The 17955-nt window shown below is 61.9% G+C and carries 19 protein-coding genes and 1 tRNA gene; 16 read left to right on the forward strand and 4 right to left on the reverse strand.

Going from position 1 to position 17955, the window contains the following annotated elements; translation table 11 throughout:
- Positions 1–126 precede the first annotated feature (126 nt).
- Positions 127–1836 (forward strand): S8/S53 family peptidase, encoded by a 1710-nt coding sequence (locus AC2CGW_RS16370; protein ID WP_186722390.1) that lies wholly within the window; start codon positions 127–129, stop codon positions 1834–1836.
- A gap of 131 nt (positions 1837–1967) precedes the next feature.
- Positions 1968–3410 carry a SulP family inorganic anion transporter gene (locus AC2CGW_RS16375; RefSeq protein WP_186669772.1) on the forward strand — a complete coding sequence of 481 codons (1443 nt, stop codon included), beginning with the start codon at positions 1968–1970 and terminating at the stop codon, positions 3408–3410.
- A 67-nt stretch (positions 3411–3477) separates the two neighbouring features.
- Here AC2CGW_RS16375 and fusA read toward each other — a convergent pair whose 3' ends face one another.
- On the reverse strand, positions 3478–5589 hold the full coding sequence (gene fusA, locus AC2CGW_RS16380) for an elongation factor G (RefSeq protein ID WP_411384210.1): 2112 nt from the start codon (positions 5587–5589) through the stop codon (positions 3478–3480).
- A gap of 71 nt (positions 5590–5660) precedes the next feature.
- Positions 5661–6089, reverse strand: coding sequence for a hypothetical protein (locus AC2CGW_RS16385; protein ID WP_186711466.1), 429 nt, complete (start codon positions 6087–6089; stop codon positions 5661–5663).
- A gap of 164 nt (positions 6090–6253) precedes the next feature.
- Between AC2CGW_RS16385 and AC2CGW_RS16390 the strand changes: the two genes are divergently transcribed.
- Positions 6254–6556 (forward strand): hypothetical protein, encoded by a 303-nt coding sequence (locus AC2CGW_RS16390; protein ID WP_063544334.1) that lies wholly within the window; start codon positions 6254–6256, stop codon positions 6554–6556.
- Between the two features lie 3 nt (positions 6557–6559).
- Here AC2CGW_RS16390 and AC2CGW_RS16395 read toward each other — a convergent pair whose 3' ends face one another.
- Complete coding sequence (locus AC2CGW_RS16395) at positions 6560–7810, reverse strand: 2-aminoadipate transaminase (protein ID WP_186669764.1); 1251 nt, start codon at positions 7808–7810, stop codon at positions 6560–6562.
- A 110-nt stretch (positions 7811–7920) separates the two neighbouring features.
- Positions 7921–8817, reverse strand: a complete 897-nt coding sequence (gene gcvA / locus AC2CGW_RS16400) for a transcriptional regulator GcvA (RefSeq protein ID WP_484574302.1) — start codon at positions 8815–8817, stop codon at positions 7921–7923.
- A gap of 290 nt (positions 8818–9107) precedes the next feature.
- Here gcvA and AC2CGW_RS16405 point away from each other — a divergent pair, with 290 nt between their 5' ends.
- The 13 genes from AC2CGW_RS16405 to AC2CGW_RS16465 all read left to right on the forward strand — a co-directional run bounded on the left by AC2CGW_RS16405 (position 9108) and on the right by AC2CGW_RS16465 (position 17954).
- Positions 9108–10493 (forward strand): amino acid permease, encoded by a 1386-nt coding sequence (locus tag AC2CGW_RS16405; protein WP_186669762.1) that lies wholly within the window; start codon positions 9108–9110, stop codon positions 10491–10493.
- A gap of 105 nt (positions 10494–10598) precedes the next feature.
- Entirely contained in the window at positions 10599–11096 is a 498-nt protein-coding gene (locus tag AC2CGW_RS16410; protein WP_484574303.1) for a PaaI family thioesterase, read from the forward strand.
- A 300-nt stretch (positions 11097–11396) separates the two neighbouring features.
- A complete protein-coding gene (locus AC2CGW_RS16415; RefSeq protein ID WP_484574304.1) occupies positions 11397–11546 on the forward strand; it encodes a hypothetical protein in 150 nt (49 codons plus the stop codon).
- A 12-nt stretch (positions 11547–11558) separates the two neighbouring features.
- Positions 11559–11786 (forward strand): DUF4398 domain-containing protein, encoded by a 228-nt coding sequence (locus AC2CGW_RS16420; RefSeq protein ID WP_484574305.1) that lies wholly within the window; start codon positions 11559–11561, stop codon positions 11784–11786.
- Positions 11787–11797: 11 nt separating this feature from the next.
- Positions 11798–12571 carry an OmpA family protein gene (locus AC2CGW_RS16425; RefSeq protein ID WP_288375345.1) on the forward strand — a complete coding sequence of 258 codons (774 nt, stop codon included), beginning with the start codon at positions 11798–11800 and terminating at the stop codon, positions 12569–12571.
- 114 nt (positions 12572–12685) lie between these two features.
- Positions 12686–13381: a glutathione S-transferase N-terminal domain-containing protein gene (locus AC2CGW_RS16430; RefSeq protein WP_411384215.1), complete on the forward strand. Its 696-nt coding sequence runs from the start codon at positions 12686–12688 to the stop codon at positions 13379–13381.
- 145 nt (positions 13382–13526) lie between these two features.
- On the forward strand, positions 13527–13670 hold the full coding sequence (locus tag AC2CGW_RS16435; protein ID WP_484574306.1) for a DUF488 family protein, N3 subclade: 144 nt from the start codon (positions 13527–13529) through the stop codon (positions 13668–13670).
- Between the two features lie 16 nt (positions 13671–13686).
- Entirely contained in the window at positions 13687–14136 is a 450-nt protein-coding gene (locus AC2CGW_RS16440) for a GNAT family N-acetyltransferase (protein ID WP_484574313.1), read from the forward strand.
- A 162-nt stretch (positions 14137–14298) separates the two neighbouring features.
- Positions 14299–14688, forward strand: a complete 390-nt coding sequence (locus AC2CGW_RS16445; protein ID WP_186669752.1) for a helix-turn-helix domain-containing protein — start codon at positions 14299–14301, stop codon at positions 14686–14688.
- A 63-nt stretch (positions 14689–14751) separates the two neighbouring features.
- On the forward strand, positions 14752–15390 hold the full coding sequence (gene gacA, locus AC2CGW_RS16450) for a response regulator transcription factor GacA (protein ID WP_186711131.1): 639 nt from the start codon (positions 14752–14754) through the stop codon (positions 15388–15390).
- A 6-nt stretch (positions 15391–15396) separates the two neighbouring features.
- Positions 15397–17220, forward strand: coding sequence for an excinuclease ABC subunit UvrC (gene uvrC, locus AC2CGW_RS16455; protein ID WP_186669748.1), 1824 nt, complete (start codon positions 15397–15399; stop codon positions 17218–17220).
- A 33-nt stretch (positions 17221–17253) separates the two neighbouring features.
- Positions 17254–17814 carry a CDP-diacylglycerol--glycerol-3-phosphate 3-phosphatidyltransferase gene (gene pgsA, locus AC2CGW_RS16460; protein WP_054892720.1) on the forward strand — a complete coding sequence of 187 codons (561 nt, stop codon included), beginning with the start codon at positions 17254–17256 and terminating at the stop codon, positions 17812–17814.
- A 64-nt stretch (positions 17815–17878) separates the two neighbouring features.
- A tRNA-Gly gene (locus AC2CGW_RS16465) sits at positions 17879–17954 on the forward strand.
- The last annotated feature ends 1 nt before the right edge of the window (position 17955 follow it).

Genomic DNA, 17955 nt, shown 5'->3' on the forward strand with positions numbered 1-17955 from the left:
CGTGTCTGGATCACAGGGATTTGAAATTTGCAGTGCGGCTGCGGAGCTTTCGAGGGCTACCGTCAACAGCTGAACCATCGCCTGAGCGCTGGGGTCGCAGCAAAAAGACCATTGCAGACCTTCAGCATGAAGCACTACCTACCTTTGTTGTTGCTTGTTCTTGGACAGAGTGCCATCGCCGAACCGCGCATCCAGCAGTTGCAGCGCTGCGGCGATTTGCTGTCCGAGGCCTCGCAGCACTGGTGCCTGCGCGCGCAAGGTCTGGAGCACCAGGCTCCACAGGTGTGGCTGGGTGACCGGGCCTTGCCTGCCAATGCCGTGCAGCGCGAGGGCGACAGGCTCGAGTTCACGCTCGACCAGCCCGGTCCGAGCGCTGCTTTGTGGCTGCAGGTCAGCGGGCAGAAAAGCAATCCGGTCTGGCTCACTCGCCAGCGCAGCCATGTGGTCGCCGCAGGCTCGCACGAGGTGGCCAGGAACATGGACGGCCTGACCACCTACCTCGACCTGGTCAGCCTGTTGATCGAGGAAAAGCACAACGGGCGCGAGGAGGCGCAACGTATCGCCAACAAATATGGTGCGCAGGTGGTGGGGGCGATCCCGCCGTTGAACGTCTACCAACTGCGCCTTCCGGTACGTGATCTTGTACAGCGCGATGCGATGATCCTGCGCATGGGCAGCGAGATAAGCGTGGACGCGGTGATCGTCGAAGAGTCGGCGCCGGAGCGAGGTGAGGAAGGCGAGGGCGGCAAGGCTACGGTCATCGACCAGGCCGATGAGTGGGCGGCCAATCGTTTCACGGATGCCCTGTACTACTACCAGCGCCGAGTCCCGGCCTCGAACGTGCCTGTACAGCCGATACGTGTGGGCGTGATCGAGCGCGAGCTGGATTTCGACGCTGCGCCCTTTCAGGTTTATCGCGGCGCCTGCTGGCCAAGACAGACCTGCCTTTACGGCCGCGACGGCGCACGTGCGCAGAGCCACGGCAGCCACGTCGCCGGTATCCTGGCCGGGCGCGGGGAGGGGGCGGGAGGTGGCTTTCTCAGCGGCCTGGGCAAGGCCAGCCCCGGGTTCGAGGTGATCGTCGAGCGCAACTCGGATGCAGGTATCACCGCCAACATCGCCGCGTCGGTCAACCTGGTCGAGGACGGCGTACGGGTGCTCAACTGGAGTTGGGGTATCCACCGCGTGGGCGCCAAAAACGTGGAGGGCGACGAGGTCGATTCGCTGGTGCGCTCGGGGTTGGCCATGAGTGGCTACGAGGAGTTGCTCGAGGAATTCTTCCTATGGCTGCGCAGCGAGCACCCGGATGTGGTGGTGGTCAATTCGGCGGGCAATGGCTCGTCATGGTCTGGCACTGATGAATACCGTTTGCCATCGTCGTTCGTGACCGAGCAGTTGCTGGTGGTGGGCGGGCATCAACGCGGCGAGCGCGACACCGCGGTCGAGGATCCGCAGCATGTGGTCAAGCGCCGCAGCTCCAATGTCGACATGCGTGTGGATGTCAGTGCAGCGGCCTGTCTGCAACCTGCCGATGCTGGCAAGCCGCACTGCGGTACGTCCTACGCGACGCCGTTGGTGGCTTCGACGGTGGCAGCGATGTTGTCGATCAATCCGCAGCTTACGCCCGAGCAGGTGCGTATGTTGCTGCGCCGCAGCTCCCTGACCATGGGCTCTGAACAGGACTTCGAGGCGATGGATGCCGAGGACCTGACTGCGCCGATCCTGCCGTCGGAGCGCAATGGTCGTCTCAATGATCCCGACCTGGGCCGCTCGGCACGACTGGACATGCACCGCGCGCTGGATCTTGCGGTGCAGAGCCGGGAGCGGGTGCGCTGAGCAGAGCGGCGGTGGCCGCTGTCAGACAAATTCCGTAACATCGCGCCCTTCGTTTTTGCTTCTGCGTGGGTGATGGGTTGCTCCCATTGCGCGCGCGCCGTCGCCATGACTGGACACTTCACAGGATCTACATGAAACCCGCCCGACTTCGCGCCGACGTCCTCGCTGGCCTGACCACCTCCTTCGCCCTGGTGCCCGAGTGCATCGCCTTTGCCCTGGTGGCGCACCTCAATCCGCTGATGGGGCTCTACGGTGCCTTCATCATTTGCACGCTGACCGCGTTGTTCGGCGGTCGCCCAGGAATGATCTCCGGCGCAGCCGGGTCGATGGCGGTGGTGATCGTCGCACTGGTCGTGCAGCACGGTGCCCAGTATCTGCTGGCCACGGTGCTGCTTGGCGGGATCGTGATGATTCTGTTCGGCGTGCTGCGCCTTGGCAAGCTGGTGCGGCTGGTGCCGTACCCGGTGATGCTTGGCTTCGTCAATGGCCTGGCCATCGTCATCGCCATGGCCCAGCTCGAGCATTTCAAGGACGGCGAGCACTGGCTCGGCGGGAAGCCGCTGCTGCTGATGGTCGGTCTGGTAGCCCTGACGATGCTGGTGGTCTACGTACTGCCGAAGCTGACCCGCGCGGTGCCGCCTGCGCTGGTGGCTATTCTCGGTGTGGGCCTGCTGGTCTACCTGCTCGAGCTGCCGACCCGCACCCTCGGCGACATGGCGCACATCGCCGGTGGCCTGCCGCAACTGGCCTGGCCGGAGGTGCCCTGGAACCTCGAGACGCTCAAGATCATCGCCCCCTATGCGCTGTTGATGGCCATGGTCGGTCTGCTGGAAACCCTGCTGACCCTCAATCTCACCGATGAGATCACCGAGAGCCGCGGTTTCCCTGATCGTGAATGTGTGGCCCTGGGCGCGGCCAACATGGTGTCGGGGCTGTGCGGTGGCATGGGCGGCTGCGCGATGATCGGCCAGACCGTGATCAACCTGAGTTCCAATGGCCGCGGTCGGCTGTCGGGCGTGGTGGCGGGGGTGATGATCCTGCTGTTCGTGTTGTTCCTGTCGCCGCTGATCGAGCGTATTCCGCTGGCCGCACTGGTCGGGGTGATGTTCGTCGTGGCGCAGCAGACCTTTGCCTGGGCGTCGCTGCGAGTGCTGCACAAGGTGCCGAAAAGCGATGTGTTGGCGATCATTGCAGTAACGGTGGTCACGGTACTGACGGATCTGGCCACTGCGGTGCTGTTCGGGATTGTCATCGCGGCCATCAACTTCGCCTGGCAGCATGCTCGTGAGCTGTATGCCGATAGCCACGAGGACGGCCAGGGCGGCAAGATTTACCAAGTGCACGGCACCTTGTTCTTCGCCTCGACCACACCGTTTCTCGAGCAGTTCGATCCGGCGCAGGATCCGCAGAGCGTGACGCTGGACTGCAAGCACCTGAGTTTCGTCGACTACTCGGCGATCGCCGCGTTGAAGACCCTGCGCGAGCGGTATTCCCGTGCGGGCAAGCACCTGCGCGTGGTGCATCTGTCGGAGCGGTGCAAGAAGCTGTTGCGGCGGGCAGGCGAGCAGCATTGAGGTTCTGAGTCGGCGAGACCGACGCCATCGCGGGGCAAGTCCGGGTCCCGCGATGAGGTCGCCTGAGCTATTCCCCCCGGTTCTTCTTCACGATGCCATCGGCGATACTCGCCGGCGCCTCCGCATAGCGCGTGAACTCCATCGAGAAGCTGGCCCGGCCTTGGGTCATCGAGCGCATCGAGGTGGCGTATCCGAACATCTCGCCCAATGGCACCTCGGCGCGAATCACCTTGCCGGCGGGCGTCTCGTCACCATCCTGGATCATCCCGCGGCGACGGCTGAGGTCGCCCAGAATGTCGCCCTGGTACTCCTCCGGCGTTACCACTTCGACCTTCATCACCGGCTCCAGCAACACTGCGCCGCCTTTTTGAGACAGCTGCTTGGTCGCCATGGACGCGGCAATCTTGTAGGCCATTTCGTTGGAGTCGACGTCGTGGTAGGAACCGTCGAACACTGCGGCCTTGAGGTTGATCAGGGGATACCCGGCGAGCACGCCGTTCTTCATCTGCTCCTCGATGCCTTTCTGGATCGCCGGGATGTATTCGCGCGGCACCACGCCGCCGACGATCTCATTGATGAACTCCAAGCCTTCCTGGCCTTCGTCGCCCGGGGCGAAGCGTATCCAGCAGTGGCCATACTGGCCGCGTCCGCCAGACTGTCGGACGAAGCGGCCTTCGATCTCGCAGGTGTTGCGGATTTTTTCGCGGTAGGCGACCTGTGGTTTGCCGATATTGGCCTCGACGTTGAACTCCCGGCGCATGCGGTCGACGATGATGTCCAGGTGCAGCTCGCCCATGCCGGAGATGATGGTCTGCCCGGTCTCTTCGTCGGTGCGCACGCGGAACGAGGGGTCTTCCTGCGCGAGCTTGCCCAGGGCGATCCCCATCTTCTCCTGGTCGGCCTTGGTTTTCGGCTCGACTGCGACGGAGATCACCGGGTCCGGGAAGTCCATGCGCTCGAGGATGATCGGCTTGTCGATGTCGCACAGGGTGTCGCCGGTGGTCACGTCCTTCATGCCGATCAGCGCGGCGATGTCGCCCGCGCACACGTCTTTGATTTCGGCACGCTGGTTGGCGTGCATCTGGACCATGCGGCCGATGCGTTCCTTCTTGCCCTTGACCGAGTTGAGCACCGCATTGCCGGAGCTGAGTACGCCGGAGTAGACGCGGGCGAAGGTCAGGGTGCCGACGAAGGGGTCGGTGGCGATCTTGAACGCGAGTGCGGAGAACGGTTCCTTGTCGTCGGCATGGCGCTCGAGGTGCTTTTCCTCGTCGTCCGGGTCGGTGCCCTTGATTGCAGGGATTTCGCTGGGGGCGGGGAGGTAGTCGATCACCGCATCGAGCATCAGTGGCACGCCCTTGTTCTTGAACGAGGAGCCAAGGATGGTCGGTACGATCTCGTTGGCGATGGTGCGTTGACGCAGCGCGGCCTTGATCTCGTCGATGCTCAGCTCTTCGCCTTCAAGAAACTTAAGGGTCAGTTCGTCATTGGCTTCGGCCGCGGCCTCGACCATGTGCGCGCGCCATTCGTCGGCCAGGGCCTGCAGTTCGGCGGGAATCGGTTCTTCGCGGTAGCTGGTGCCCTGGTCGGCGTCGTTCCAGTAGATGGCCTTCATCTTCACCAGGTCGATCTGGCCGATGAAGTTTTCTTCGCTGCCGATGGCCAACTGGATGGGCACCGGGTGGTGGCCCAGGCGCTGGTCGATCTGCTTCACCACACGCAGAAAGTCCGCACCCTGGCGGTCCATCTTGTTGATATAGGCCAGGCGTGGCACGTGGTACTTGTTGGCCTGGCGCCATACCGTCTCGGACTGCGGCTCGACCCCGTCGGCGCCGCTGAAGACCACCACTGCGCCATCGAGCACGCGCAGCGAACGCTCCACCTCGATGGTGAAGTCGACGTGGCCGGGCGTATCGATGATGTTGAAGCGGTACTTGTCGGCGAATTGCTTGGTCGAGCCTTGCCAGAACGCCGTGGTCGCCGCCGAGGTGATGGTGATGCCGCGTTCCTGCTCCTGGGCCATCCAGTCCATGGTCGCGGCGCCGTCGTGGACCTCGCCCATCTTGTGGTTGACCCCGGTGTAGAACAGGATGCGTTCCGTTGTGGTGGTCTTGCCGGCATCGACGTGGGCGACGATGCCGATATTGCGGTACAGCTCGATGGGGGTTGTGCGGGCCATGGCAGGTCACCTGCAGGTGAGGATTCTCCCACGGTAGCAGACCGGGAGAATCCTGCTGCGCCGCCGGGCTGTCAGTCGGCCTGGGCTTGCAGCACCCAAGTACCTTCGACCTCGCGCGCCAGGCCGCTGGCCGGGAGCAGGGCCACAAGCCGCTCATGCAGGTTCGTTTCGGTGAAGGTGCGCAGGGTGTGCAGATCCAGCTGGCCGAGCAGGGGCAGGTCGTTCTTGGTGTATGACAGCCAGGCTTTCTTCAAGGCTTGCAATACATCGCTGCCTGCGGTGTTGGCGAAGCGCCGGTGCATCGGGCGGCCATCGAACTCGAAGGTGTGGCGGTGGCTGTAGCTGCTTTCGTCGCCGTTCAGCTCGACGCAGCGATGACAGCGGCACGCGCCGTCGCCAAAGGCGTTGCGCAGGTAGGTGTTGAAGTCCACGACGGGCTTGAGGGTCAGGCGTTTGTCGACCTCGAACAGGTCGGCGATCAGGGGTTCTTCGGCGCTCACGTGGTGTCCTCGTCTGGTATGGCGTGCATCGCCCGGCACCCTAACAGATCGAGGGGGGCAGATCACCTGTTGCAGGCCATCCCGCGAAGAGGCCAGTAGAGACAACAGGGATCACCTGCCGTACTCTACGCGCCCACACGACTATCCACCCGAGGTAACCCCGCTTGAGCACCAAGTACCCCTACATCGCCACTGTGACTGTCAGCGCCGAAGACCGTGGCGGGGACGCCGAGGCCTCGGAGAACCCGGGCATGCGCATCGGTCTCGAGGCGGTGACCGAAACGCTGAAGAAGGTGCATTTCGTCGGTACGCTCGCGGCGCCTGAAAAGTCGGCCACGCACATCTGCGTCACGCTTGAGAACGGTCTGACCTATTACGGCCCGATCGTCAATGGCCACGCCGAGCTCGAAGGCGGCTGGATCGCCTTCGAGTCCGACATGCTCACCCCAGAAGAACTGGGGCTCTGAGTCTCAGTCCAGTGCGGTCAGGCACTGTTCGAGGATATCCAGCCCTTCCTCGAGCACCTCGGTTTCGATGGTCAGCGGTGCCAGCAGACGAATGATGTGGCGGGCCTTGCCACTGGGCATCAGTAGCAACCCCTTGGCTCGCGCAGTCTCCATTACCTTGGCCAGCTGCGCTGGCGCTGGGCTGCCATCGGTGTTGACGAACTCGATCCCGCGCATCGCGCCGACGCCGGTCAGGCGCCCAAGGTAGGGGCACAGGCCGCTACTTTTCCAGTGTTCGAAGCGCCTCACGATGGCCTGCTCCTGACGCTCGCCCCAGGTGGCGAGGTTCTCGTCGGTCATCTGCGCCAGGCTGGCCAGGGCCGCGGCACAGGCGATGGGATTACCTGAATAGGTGCCGCCAAGCCCGCCCTTGGGCAGGGCATCCAGCAGTTCACGTCGGCCGACCACTGCACCCAGCGGCATGCCGCCGGCGATGCTCTTGGCCAGCAACAGAAGATCTGGCTCGATGCCCAGGCGTGGGAAGGCGAAGCGCTGGCCGGTGCGTCCGAAACCGGACTGGATCTCGTCGATGATGATGAGAATGCCATGCTGGTCGCAGAAGCGGCGCAGGGCCTGGGCGAAGGTGGGGTCCAGCGCGAGGAAGCCGCCTTCGCCTTGCACCGGTTCCAGGATGAAGGCTGCCACATCCTCGACCGCGATCTCGACGGCGAACAGCCGCTCCATGGCCTTGAGCGCCTGGTCGCAGGTCACGCCGGTGTCGGCGCTGGGGTAGGGTAGGTGGTAGACCGGCCCCGGCAGCTCACCCACGCGTTGCTTGTAGGGGGCGACCTTGCCGTTGAGGTTGAGGGTGGCCAGGGTGCGGCCATGGAATCCACCATCGAAGGCGATGACGGCCCGCTTGCCGGTGGCGCCACGGGCCACCTTCAATGCGTTCTCCGCAGCTTCGGCGCCGCTGTTGGTGAGCATGCCTGCAAGCGGGTAGCTCACCGGCACGAACGCGCTCAACTGCTCCATGACCGCAACATAGGGTGCATGGGGGGCGGCGTTGAAGGCGTAATGGGTCAGGCGGGCGGCCTGGTGCTGAATGGCCTCGACCACTGCCGGGTTGCAGTGGCCCAGGTTGAGCACGCCGATACCGCCGACGAAGTCGATATAGCGCTTGTCGTCGGTATCCCATACTTCGGCGTTGCGGCCATGGGAAAGTGTGATCGGGTGAACGATGGCGATGGACTGGCTGATACTTTCCTGATTCATGGACGCGCGGAACCTTGTTCGAATTTCTTATTATCCAAGCGCGATGAATGTGTGTTCGGCAAACGAATTATTCGATTGGGATCATTCCTTGGATTCTCGAAGTTCGACTTTTAACCCTCTTCAGCTGCCCGTTCCAGGATCCACTCCACAAAGGCCTTTACCTTGGGCACCTCGGCCGCATGCTCGGCATGGGCCATGAAGTGCCGGCCATTGCTCGCCACCGGATGATTCCACGGCACCACCAGCTTGCCTTCGCTTAGTTCCTCGGCCACCAGGTAACGCGGAATCAGGGCAATCCCGCAGCCTGCGATGGCTGCGCGGATGCACAGGTAGAAGGTGTCGAAGCGTGGGCCGTGGTAGCTGTTCTGGCTGTGCAGCCCCAGCCCAAGGAACCACTCGTGCCAGGCTTCGGGCCTCGATGCGCATTGCAGCAGACGGTGCTCGGTCAGCGACTGGGCACTGTCGAAAGCATGTGCCTGCAACAGTTGTGGTGCGCACACCGGCACCACCTCCTCGCTGAACAGCTCAAGGCAAGTGGCGCCGGGCCAGGTGCCCTGGCCAAAGAAGAACGCGATATCGACCTTGGCCTGCACGAGGTCGAATGGCTCCAGTTCGTTACGGACGTCCAGGTGGATGCGCGAATGGCGTTCGCCGAAACCCTTGAGGTGGGGCACCAGCCAGCGCGCGCCGAAGGTGGGTTGAGTGGCGATACGCAGGACTTCGGTCTCGTCGCCGTAGCTGAGGATGTAGCGGCTGGAGATGTCGATCTGGGTGAGGATCTTGTTCACTTCGGTGAGGTACAGCGCGCCTGCCGGGGTCAGGTGCAGGCGTCGGCGAATACGCTGGAACAGCGGGTGGGACAACATGTCCTCGAGCTGTGCGACCTGTTTGCTCACCGCGCTCTGGGTGAGGTGCAACTCCTGCGCCGCACGGGTAAAGCTAAGGTGGCGGGCGGCTGCCTCGAAGCATTGCAGGGCGGTGGTGGAGGGCATCAGGCGTTTGGACATGACAGGCGTTACCAGGCAGGAAAAATAAGAAATGCATTCCAAAACGGAATCATGTGTTTCTAAAAGGTCGTTTGTTGAGCCACGCCTATAGATTAATACTGACCTGGATCAACGATTACAACCCGATGGAGAGGCAAGAGAAAAAGCACCCCTTATTCCCAACTTCCTGTCCTGTGCGCAGTGACAGCGAAAACTGCACAACAACAAGAAACAACTGCACAGACCTACAACAAAATCTGCTCAGACTCATCGCCGCCTTTTGCGGCGGCCGACCCATCAGAGGGTTCCCCATGGCATCGTCTCAACAAAAGAAACAGCGTTCGCTGCAGCACGGCCTGACTTCGCGCCAGGTGTCCATGATTTCCATCGCTGGCATCATTGGTGCCGGCTTGTTCATCGGCTCCTCCAACGCCATCGCCACGGCAGGTCCGGCGATCCTCATTTCCTATGCCATGACCGGCCTGCTGGTGCTGCTGGTGATGCGCATGCTTGGCGAAATGGCTATCGCCAACCCCAACAGCGGTTCGTTTTCCACCTACGCCACCGAGGCCATCGGACCTTGGGCCGGTTTCACCATCGGCTGGCTGTACTGGTGGTTCTGGGTATTGATCATCCCGGTCGAGGCGATCGCTGGCGCCGACATCCTCCATGCCTATTTTCCCGATGTGCCGTCCTGGCTATTCGCCTTCCTGATCATGGTGCTGCTGTCGGGGACCAACCTGGTCAGCGTGAAGAACTTCGGCGCCTTCGAGTACTGGTTCGCGTTGATCAAGGTGGTCGCGATTCTCGCCTTCATCATCATCTGCAGCCTGGCACTGTTCGGTGTCTGGCCGTTGGCCAAGGTCTCAGGTGTCAGTCAGTTGTGGGCCAACGGAGGCTTCATGCCCAATGGCTTCGGCACGGTGCTGGGGGGCGTGCTGATCACGATCTTCTCGTTCTTCGGTGCCGAGATCGTCACCATTGCCGCCGATGAAACCGCCAACCCCAAGGAAAAGATCCGTCGCGCCACCAACCTGGTGGTGTACCGCATCGCCATCTTCTACCTGGCTTCGATCTTTCTGGTGGTATCGCTGGTGGCTTGGAACGATCCGGGGCTCAAGGCAGTGGGCTCGTTCCAGCGCGTGCTTGAGGTGCTCAATGTGCCGGGCGCCAAGCTGGTGGTCGATCTGGTGGTGTTGGTGGCGGTGACCAGTTGCATGAACTCCGGGCTCTACACGGCCTCGCGGATGCTCTATTCGTTGGGCGCTCGCGGCGAGGCGCCGAGCATGACCCGGCGGATTTCCGGGGCCGGTGTGCCGACCGTAGCGGTGATCCTGTCGACCTTGGCGGGTTTCGCCGGCTGCTTCGTCAACTATGTGTTCCCGGGCAAGGTGTTCGGCTTCCTCTTGTCGACCACGGGGGCCATCGCCCTGCTGGTGTACCTGGTGATTGCCGTTTCGCAACTGCGCATGCGTGCGCGGGCTGAGCGTGAGGGGACGGAGCTTGCATTGAAGATGTGGTTGTTCCCATGGCTCACCTGGCTGGTGATCGGGACTATCGTGCTGGTGCTGGGGTACATGCTGTTCAGCGATGCCTATCGCTACGAAACCTTGATGACGGCCGGGGTTACGGCGGTGATCCTGCTGATCTCCGTGACACGGCGGCGAGAGAGGTCTGGTCGGGTGCAAGTCGTTTGACGCTTGCGCTCATCCTGTGTTGGCGCTGCAGGTGAGTGCACAAGGACGGGGGGAGCGCTACCATCCTCCCACCATCCTTCCCATTCCAACAAGCACAGGAAGCGTATGAACGAGAAAGCGCTCTCCCTCCAGCAACTGGCGGCGCCCGAAGGCTCCTGCTATGGCTGCGGTTGTTCCCACCCCAGTGGCCTGCATATCCAGAGCCGCTGGGACAGCGACGGCGTGCACCTGCTCTGCCGGCACTCGCCTGACAGTAACTTCATCGGCTGGCCCGGATTGGTCTATGGCGGCCTGCTGGCGATGCTGGTGGACTGCCATTCCAACTGGACCGCAATGGCCTACCACTACCGGGCAGAAGGGCGCGAGCCGGGCAGCTTGCCGCGTATCGACTGTGTCACCGGCATCCTCAACCTGACTTACCTCAAGCCCACGCCCATGGGCGTTGAGCTTCTGCTCAAGGCCAGGGTCGAAGGCGAGGTCGGGCGCAAGAGCCGGGTCATCTGCGAGGTCTGGGCCGGGGATGTGCTGACCGTCAGCGCCGATTCTGTGTTCGTGCGTGTGGACACCGAAAAGCTCAAGCGGCAAGCGCACGAGCGTAGCTGAACGGTTGGGGCGGGTAGCCATCGGCTACCCGATGCAGCATGCGGTTTGTCGAAAATTCCTAGTGGTTGGTTCGGATAATTCCCATGTGGTGTTCAAGGTCTGCGGAATAGTCTTGCAATGCTTTTCCAAGAGACTGGCATAGATGTTCTACGTTTCTCACCGATTGCTCCCCTCTCGTAGCGGCTGAAACCGCCCGCATCATGAACATCGACCGTGCCCTCTGAATCCTTTCGACCATCACCGCACGAACACGGAGGGAGCCCAGTGTTCGTGTGTCGTCAACTCACGAGGAGTTGTTCAATGCCTGCCCGATTCACTATCAAGTCCCTGCCTGCCGCCGGCCTGATTCTGGCCCTGAGTGGCTGCGCCAGTTCGGTCATGCCTGGCGAGCAGATCGAGCTGACCCGAAGCGCGGTCAACCGAGCGGTCTCTGCTGACGCCACGCAGTAAGCACCGGTGGAGATGCGTGCTGCCCAGGACAAACTCAACGCCATGGAGCGCGCGCTGGGTGAGAAAAATGCCGCTCAGGTGAAGACACTTGCCGAGCAGGCCGAGGCCGATGCCCGTCTGGCCGAGCGCAAGGCTGCTGCACGCAAGACCAAAGCCCAGCTGGACACTGCCCGCCAAGGCATCGAGGTGCTCAAGCAGGAATTGCTCGAAGCCCCGCAAGCCACCGCTACCCCCCGCTGAGGAGAACCATCATGTCGAAATTCCATTTGCTGCCGGGTGTCTCGGTCCTCGCTCTGATGCTGGCCGGTTGTGGTACCACTCCGGAAAACCCTGGGTTGCTTGAAGCGCGTGAGGCGTATTCGGTGCTGCAGGCAAAGCCTGAGGCGAGTCGCGTTGCTGCACTGGAAACCCGTGAGGCCTATAGCGCCCTGGGACGAGCCGAGCAGGCTTCGCTCAAGAACCGCAAGAGCGCCGAGGTGACTCAGCTCGCCTATCTTGCCAACCGCAGGATCGAAACTGCCGAGCAGACCATCTTGTTGCGTCAGGCTGAAACCGGCCTGCAGGGCATCGAAGCCCAGCGCACCCAGGCGCGTCTGGATGTACGGACCGCCCAGCTCAAGGCGTTGCAGAACCTCAATGCCAAACCCAGTGACCGTGGCACGGTCATCACCTTCGGCGATGTGCTGTTCGATACAGGACGTGCCGAACTGCGTGGCGGCAGCCATCGTAACATCCAGCAACTCGCGCATTACCTGGAACAGAACCCAGAGCGCAAGGTACTGATCGAAGGTTTCACCGACTCGACTGGCAGCGATGCGCTCAACCAGCGATTGTCCGAGCAGCGTGCGGCGGCGGTGGCAAATGCCCTGCGTCGTCAGGGCGTGGCCGGTGATCGCATGGTCACTGCCGGCTACGGCAAGGAGTATCCGGTAGCAAGCAATGCCGATGCACAGTCGCGCCAGCTCAACCGGCGCGTCGAAGTGGTCATCTCCAACGGTGCCCAGCCCGTACTGCCACGCTATTGATCGTACGACAGGGGGCGCACCCGTGCGGGTGCGTCACCCTCGATACCGAAAAGGCCATGGTCAAACATTGACGTTGGTTCTAGAGTGATGGTCCCCTCGCATTCGGAATCGACCATGACCGATCTGTCCGCATTTCCCATCACGCAGAAGTGGCCGGCGCAGCACCCCGAGCGCTTGCAACTCTATTCTCTGGCCACACCCAATGGCGTCAAGGTCTCGATCATGCTCGAAGAGATCGGCCTGCCCTACGAGGTGCACAAGGTCAGCTTCGAGACCAACGATCAGTTGACCCCCGAGTTCATCTCGCTCAGCGCCAACAACAAGATTCCTGCGATTCTCGATCCTGCCGGTCCGGATGGACGGGCGTTGCCGCTGTTCGAGTCGGGGGCGATTCTCCAGTACCTGGCAGAAAAGACCGGTAAGTTGCTCAGTCAGGACCCCGCCCAGCGCTATCAGACCTTGCAGTGGTTGATGTTCCAGATGGGCGGCGTCGGGCCCATGTTTGGCCAGGTGGGGTTCTTCCATTTCTTCGCTGGCAAGGATTACGAGGACAAGCGTCCGCGTGATCGTTACGTCAACGAATCCAAGCGCCTGCTCGGGGTGCTCGATCGTCACCTGAAGGGCCGTGAGTGGATGGTCGATGAGTACAGTATCGCCGATATCGCCATCTTCCCCTGGGTGCGCAATCTGGTGGACCGCTACAACGCCCGTGATCTGGTGGGCTTTGACCAGTTCAAGGATGTGCAGCGAGTGTTGGCAAAATTCCTGGAACGTCCTGCTGTGCAGCGTGGGCTGAAAATTCCGGGATGACCTGATCGAGGCCGCCTGCGCGGCCTCTTTTTTGTCTCCGGCAAGGGGCTGCGGGTCAGCGGCGTGGTGTCGGTCGAGTGGCTGTCGCGTGACCTTGGTCAATGTAGATCGTAGGTTGAAGGTGAAAATAGCGCCGGAGAATTCGATGATATGTTGCAAACGCGTGTATCAATCGGCTTCGCCTGAGTACGGCCAACGCGTGCTGGCCGATCGCTTGTGGCCACGCAAACTGTGCAAGGCGGGACCGGGCAGTTCGCCGACGTGTCATGCCCATGATTTTGCCGGATAGCGATGCAATGACCCCAATGTCACGTGAACTCGTTCCGGCCACTGCTGACTCTCGGACCTTCGCCCGCGATCTGACGCGCCGTGCCATGCTCCCGTATTACCGCGAGTTCGACCTGTTGTGGATCGAAGAGGCTTTTGACGAAGCCTGGGGCTGGCGCGAGCAGTGGCTGGTGAAGGAGGGCGAGCAGGTGCTGGGCTTCTGCAGCCTCAGCCAGGACCGTCAGGCCTTGTTCATTCGCGAACTGCACCTGCTGCCCGAGCACCGCGGGCACGGCATCGGGGGGTGGGTACTGGAGCAGTTGGCCGAATGGGCAGCGCGACGTCGTTTGCCGCTGCTGCGCCTGATGGTGTTTCGCAGTAACCCGGCCAGGCGACTCTATGCACGTTCAGGCTTTGTCGAAATGGGGGAGGACGACTGCTTCGTTCGCATGCAGCGCAATGTCATCGTCGCGGGTGCGAGGTCTTGATTCCGCATCATACGGGTTTTGTAGATACAGGTTTAGACAAGTGGCGTAATGGTAGCTTGTATTGGTTGGATCCAATGTGCATAGTGCCAACTGGATTCGTGGCTATTCGCCCGGGTGCCGGACGCGCCCAAGTGTATTTGATCGAGGGAGGAAGGGAGTCGAATGAAAGGATTCGGTCTGCGTTTGAGGGAAGAGCGCGAACGTTTGGGATTGACCCAGCGAGTGTTCGGCGACATAGGCGGGGTCGAGCCCAACGCCCAGGGCAAATACGAAAGCGGCGAACGCACGCCACGCATCGATTATCTGGCTGCGCTCGCAGCCAAGGGCGTCGATGCCCTTTACGTACTCAGCGGCTTGCGCACGCCAGCGCCATTGGAAAGCCTCAGTGGCGACGAGAGCCGACTGCTGGGGATCTTGCGACGACTGACTTCAGCCGATCGGGCGGCGATCTGGCACCTGGTCGGGCGTCTGGCTGCAGACCACGAAAGCCACGAAAATACTCGCCTGCGAAGGGGGGACCGGCAGCCATATGTCAATGACGCTTTGCGCTAGGTTCGCGATGAAATTTTTTGTTAAGGTGGCCGGATCCAATCGCCCCCATGACGAGGTGTCTGCTTGATTAGGGTAGTTGTGGTCGATGATCACGATCTGGTGCGTACCGGCATCACGCGCATGCTGGCCGATATCGATGGCCTGCAAGTGGTCGGCGAGGCGGATTCGGGCGAGGCCGCTCTGAAGCTTGCCCGTGAGCTGAAACCGGACGTGGTCCTCATGGACGTCAAGATGCCCGGAATCGGTGGTCTGGAAGCCACGCGCAAATTGCTTCGCAGCCACCCGGACACCAAAGTGGTGGCCGTCACCGTGTGCGAGGAAGACCCGTTCCCCACGCGCTTGCTGCAGGCAGGCGCGGCGGGATACCTGACCAAGGGCGCGGGGCTCGACGAAATGGTCCAGGCCATCCGCCTGGCCTTTGCGGGGCAGCGCTATATCAGCCCGCAGATCGCCCAGCAGCTGGCACTCAAATCGTTCCAGCCTCAGGGGTCACCGTTCGATACGCTGTCGGAGCGGGAAATCCAGATTGCCCTGATGATTGTCGGCTGCCAGAAAGTGCAGATCATCTCTGACAAGTTGTGTCTGTCCCCCAAGACCGTCAATACTTACCGTTATCGGATCTTCGAAAAACTCTCGGTCACCAGCGACGTCGAACTGACATTGCTGGCCGTTCGCCACGGTATGGTTGACGCAAGCCTGTAATCCCCCATGTCCCAACTCTTTGATGCCAGCGCGTTCCTGGCGACCTGTAGCGGTCGCCCGGGCGTGTACCGGATGTTCGATGCCGAGTCCCGGCTGCTCTACGTGGGCAAGGCCAAGAACCTCAAGAAGCGTCTGGCCAGCTATTTCCGCAAGACTGGCCTGGCGCCGAAGACGGCTGCCCTGGTGGGGCGCATCGCTCAGGTCGAAACCACCATCACCGCCAACGAGACCGAGGCGCTTCTGCTCGAGCAGACGCTGATCAAGGAGTGGCGTCCGCCCTACAACATTTTGTTGCGCGACGACAAATCCTACCCATACGTCTTCCTTTCCGACGGCGATTTCCCACGCTTGGGCATCCATCGTGGTCCGAAAAAAGCCAAGGGGCGCTACTTCGGCCCTTATCCAAGCGCCGGGGCTATACGTGAAAGCCTGAGCCTGCTGCAGAAAGCGTTCTCGGTACGTCAGTGCGAGGACAGTTACTACGCCAACCGCACCCGTCCGTGCCTGCAATATCAGATCAAGCGCTGCAAGGGGCCGTGCGTCGGCCTGGTCGCACCCGAGGAGTATGCCGAAGACGTACGCCATTCTGTGATGTTCCTCGAGGGGCGTAGCCAGCAACTGGGCAACGAGCTCAACGCCGAGATGGAACAGGCTGCCATGGCGCTGAATTTCGAGAAGGCCGCCGAGCTGCGCGACCAGATCGCCTTGTTGCGTCGGGTTCAGGACCAGCAGTACATGGAAGGGGGATCTGGCGACGTCGATGTGGTCGCTGCCTTCGTCAACCCGGGCGGGGCCTGTGTGCACCTGATCAGCGTACGCGGCGGGCGGGTGCTGGGGAGCAAGAACTTCTTCCCGCAGGTGGGTATCGAGGAGGAGGTGGCCGAAGTCATGGCGGCCTTCCTCTCCCAGTACTATCTGGGCAACGCCGAGCGAGAGCTGCCGGGGGAGCTGATCGTCAATGTGGTCCACGAGGACTTCCAGGCCATCACTGAAGCGGTACAGACCTTGCGCGGTCGCGACCTCGCCATCAGCCATAGAGTCCGAGGGACTCGGGCGCGCTGGCAGCAACTGGCAGTGACCAACGCCGAGCAGGCGCTCAGTGCGCGTCTGGCCAACCGCCAGCACATGGCCGCGCGTTTCGAAGCCTTGGCTCAGGTGCTCAACCTGCCGGAAGTACCGCAGCGCCTGGAGTGCTACGACATCAGCCACTCCAGCGGCGAGGCTACCGTGGCCTCATGCGTGGTGTTCGGCCCGGAAGGCCCGCTCAAGTCCGACTATCGTCGCTTCAACATCGAAGGCGTGACTGCCGGTGACGATTATGCAGCCATGCACCAGGCCCTGACCCGTCGTTTCGGGCGAATCAAGGACGGCGAGGGCAAGTTGCCCGATGTGCTGTTGGTCGACGGCGGCAAGGGGCAGTTGAACATGGCGCGTGAAGTCATGCAGGAGCTGGCGCTGAGTGACCTCACCTTGCTCGGGGTGGCCAAGGGAGTGACCCGCAAGGCCGGGTTCGAGACGTTGTATCTCAACGATGTCGCCCACGAATTCACCCTCAAGGGCGACTCACTGGCACTGCACCTGATTCAGCAGATTCGCGATGAAGCGCACCGTTTTGCCATCACTGGTCACCGCGCACGTCGCGGCAAGGCCCGCCGCACGTCAAGTCTGGAAGACGTCGCAGGGGTCGGACCGAAGCGCCGCCGCGACCTGCTGAAACATTTCGGCGGCTTGCAGGAGCTCAATCGCGCCAGTGTCGACGAGATTGCCAAGGCGCCTGGCATCAGTAAAAAGCTTGCCGAGTCGATTTATGCGAGCCTGCATAGCGAGTAGAATGCCGGGTTCAACTCGCAGCCAGTCGTACCGATGAATATTCCAAACCTGCTCACCGTTCTACGCGTCCTGCTCATCCCGATCTTCATTCTGCTGTTCTACGTGCCTTATCACTGGAGTTACGTAGCCGCCAGCAGCGTGTTCGCCATCGCCGCCGCGACTGACTGGCTCGATGGCTATCTGGCCCGTCGTCTTCAACAAAGCACGCCGTTCGGGGCGTTCCTGGATCCTGTCGCCGACAAACTGATGGTTGCCGTGGCGCTGGTACTGTTGGTGCAGGTGCACGCCAACTTCTGGCTGACGCTGCCCGCCGCAGTGATCATCGGACGTGAGATCGTGGTATCGGCATTGCGCGAGTGGATGGCCGAGCTGGGGGCGAGGGCGCATGTGGCGGTGTCGAACCTGGGCAAGTGGAAGACCGCAGCGCAGATGCTGGCGCTGGTCATTCTGCTGGGCAATCCGCCGGTGCTGACCTTCTGGGTCGCACTCGGTTACGGGCTGTTGCTGGTGGCCGCAGGCCTGACTTTGGTGTCGATGGTGCATTACCTGCTGGCGGCCTGGCCGCACCTGCGCGAAGGCTCCGAGCAGAAGTAAAACTTTTTTTGAATCAAGGGGTTGACCTTCCCTGGCAGTTCGCTAGAATGGCACCCATCACGACGCGGGAATAGCTCAGTTGGTAGAGCACGACCTTGCCAAGGTCGGGGTCGCGAGTTCGAGTCTCGTTTCCCGCTCCAG

The sequence above is a fragment of the Pseudomonas sp. SYWMCR5 genome (assembly GCF_057197165.1).

Excerpts from the sequence above, each read along its gene's own strand:
- AC2CGW_RS16370 (WP_186722390.1), top strand. The coding sequence starts at position 127 with ATGAAGCACTACCTACCTTTGTTGTTGCTTGTTCTTGGACAGAGTGCC.
- AC2CGW_RS16375 (WP_186669772.1), top strand. The coding sequence starts at position 1,968 with ATGAAACCCGCCCGACTTCGCGCCGACGTCCTCGCTGGCCTGACCACC.
- fusA (WP_411384210.1), bottom strand. The coding sequence starts at position 5,589 with ATGGCCCGCACAACCCCCATCGAGCTGTACCGCAATATCGGCATCGTC.
- AC2CGW_RS16395 (WP_186669764.1), bottom strand. The coding sequence starts at position 7,810 with ATGAATCAGGAAAGTATCAGCCAGTCCATCGCCATCGTTCACCCGATC.
- gcvA (WP_484574302.1), bottom strand. The coding sequence starts at position 8,817 with ATGTCCAAACGCCTGATGCCCTCCACCACCGCCCTGCAATGCTTCGAG.
- AC2CGW_RS16405 (WP_186669762.1), top strand. The coding sequence starts at position 9,108 with ATGGCATCGTCTCAACAAAAGAAACAGCGTTCGCTGCAGCACGGCCTG.
- AC2CGW_RS16410 (WP_484574303.1), top strand. The coding sequence starts at position 10,599 with ATGAACGAGAAAGCGCTCTCCCTCCAGCAACTGGCGGCGCCCGAAGGC.
- AC2CGW_RS16415 (WP_484574304.1), top strand. The coding sequence starts at position 11,397 with ATGCCTGCCCGATTCACTATCAAGTCCCTGCCTGCCGCCGGCCTGATT.
- AC2CGW_RS16420 (WP_484574305.1), top strand. The coding sequence starts at position 11,559 with ATGCGTGCTGCCCAGGACAAACTCAACGCCATGGAGCGCGCGCTGGGT.
- AC2CGW_RS16425 (WP_288375345.1), top strand. The coding sequence starts at position 11,798 with ATGTCGAAATTCCATTTGCTGCCGGGTGTCTCGGTCCTCGCTCTGATG.
- AC2CGW_RS16430 (WP_411384215.1), top strand. The coding sequence starts at position 12,686 with ATGACCGATCTGTCCGCATTTCCCATCACGCAGAAGTGGCCGGCGCAG.
- AC2CGW_RS16435 (WP_484574306.1), top strand. The coding sequence starts at position 13,527 with ATGATATGTTGCAAACGCGTGTATCAATCGGCTTCGCCTGAGTACGGC.
- AC2CGW_RS16440 (WP_484574313.1), top strand. The coding sequence starts at position 13,687 with ATGTCACGTGAACTCGTTCCGGCCACTGCTGACTCTCGGACCTTCGCC.
- AC2CGW_RS16445 (WP_186669752.1), top strand. The coding sequence starts at position 14,299 with ATGAAAGGATTCGGTCTGCGTTTGAGGGAAGAGCGCGAACGTTTGGGA.
- uvrC (WP_186669748.1), top strand. The coding sequence starts at position 15,397 with ATGTCCCAACTCTTTGATGCCAGCGCGTTCCTGGCGACCTGTAGCGGT.
- pgsA (WP_054892720.1), top strand. The coding sequence starts at position 17,254 with ATGAATATTCCAAACCTGCTCACCGTTCTACGCGTCCTGCTCATCCCG.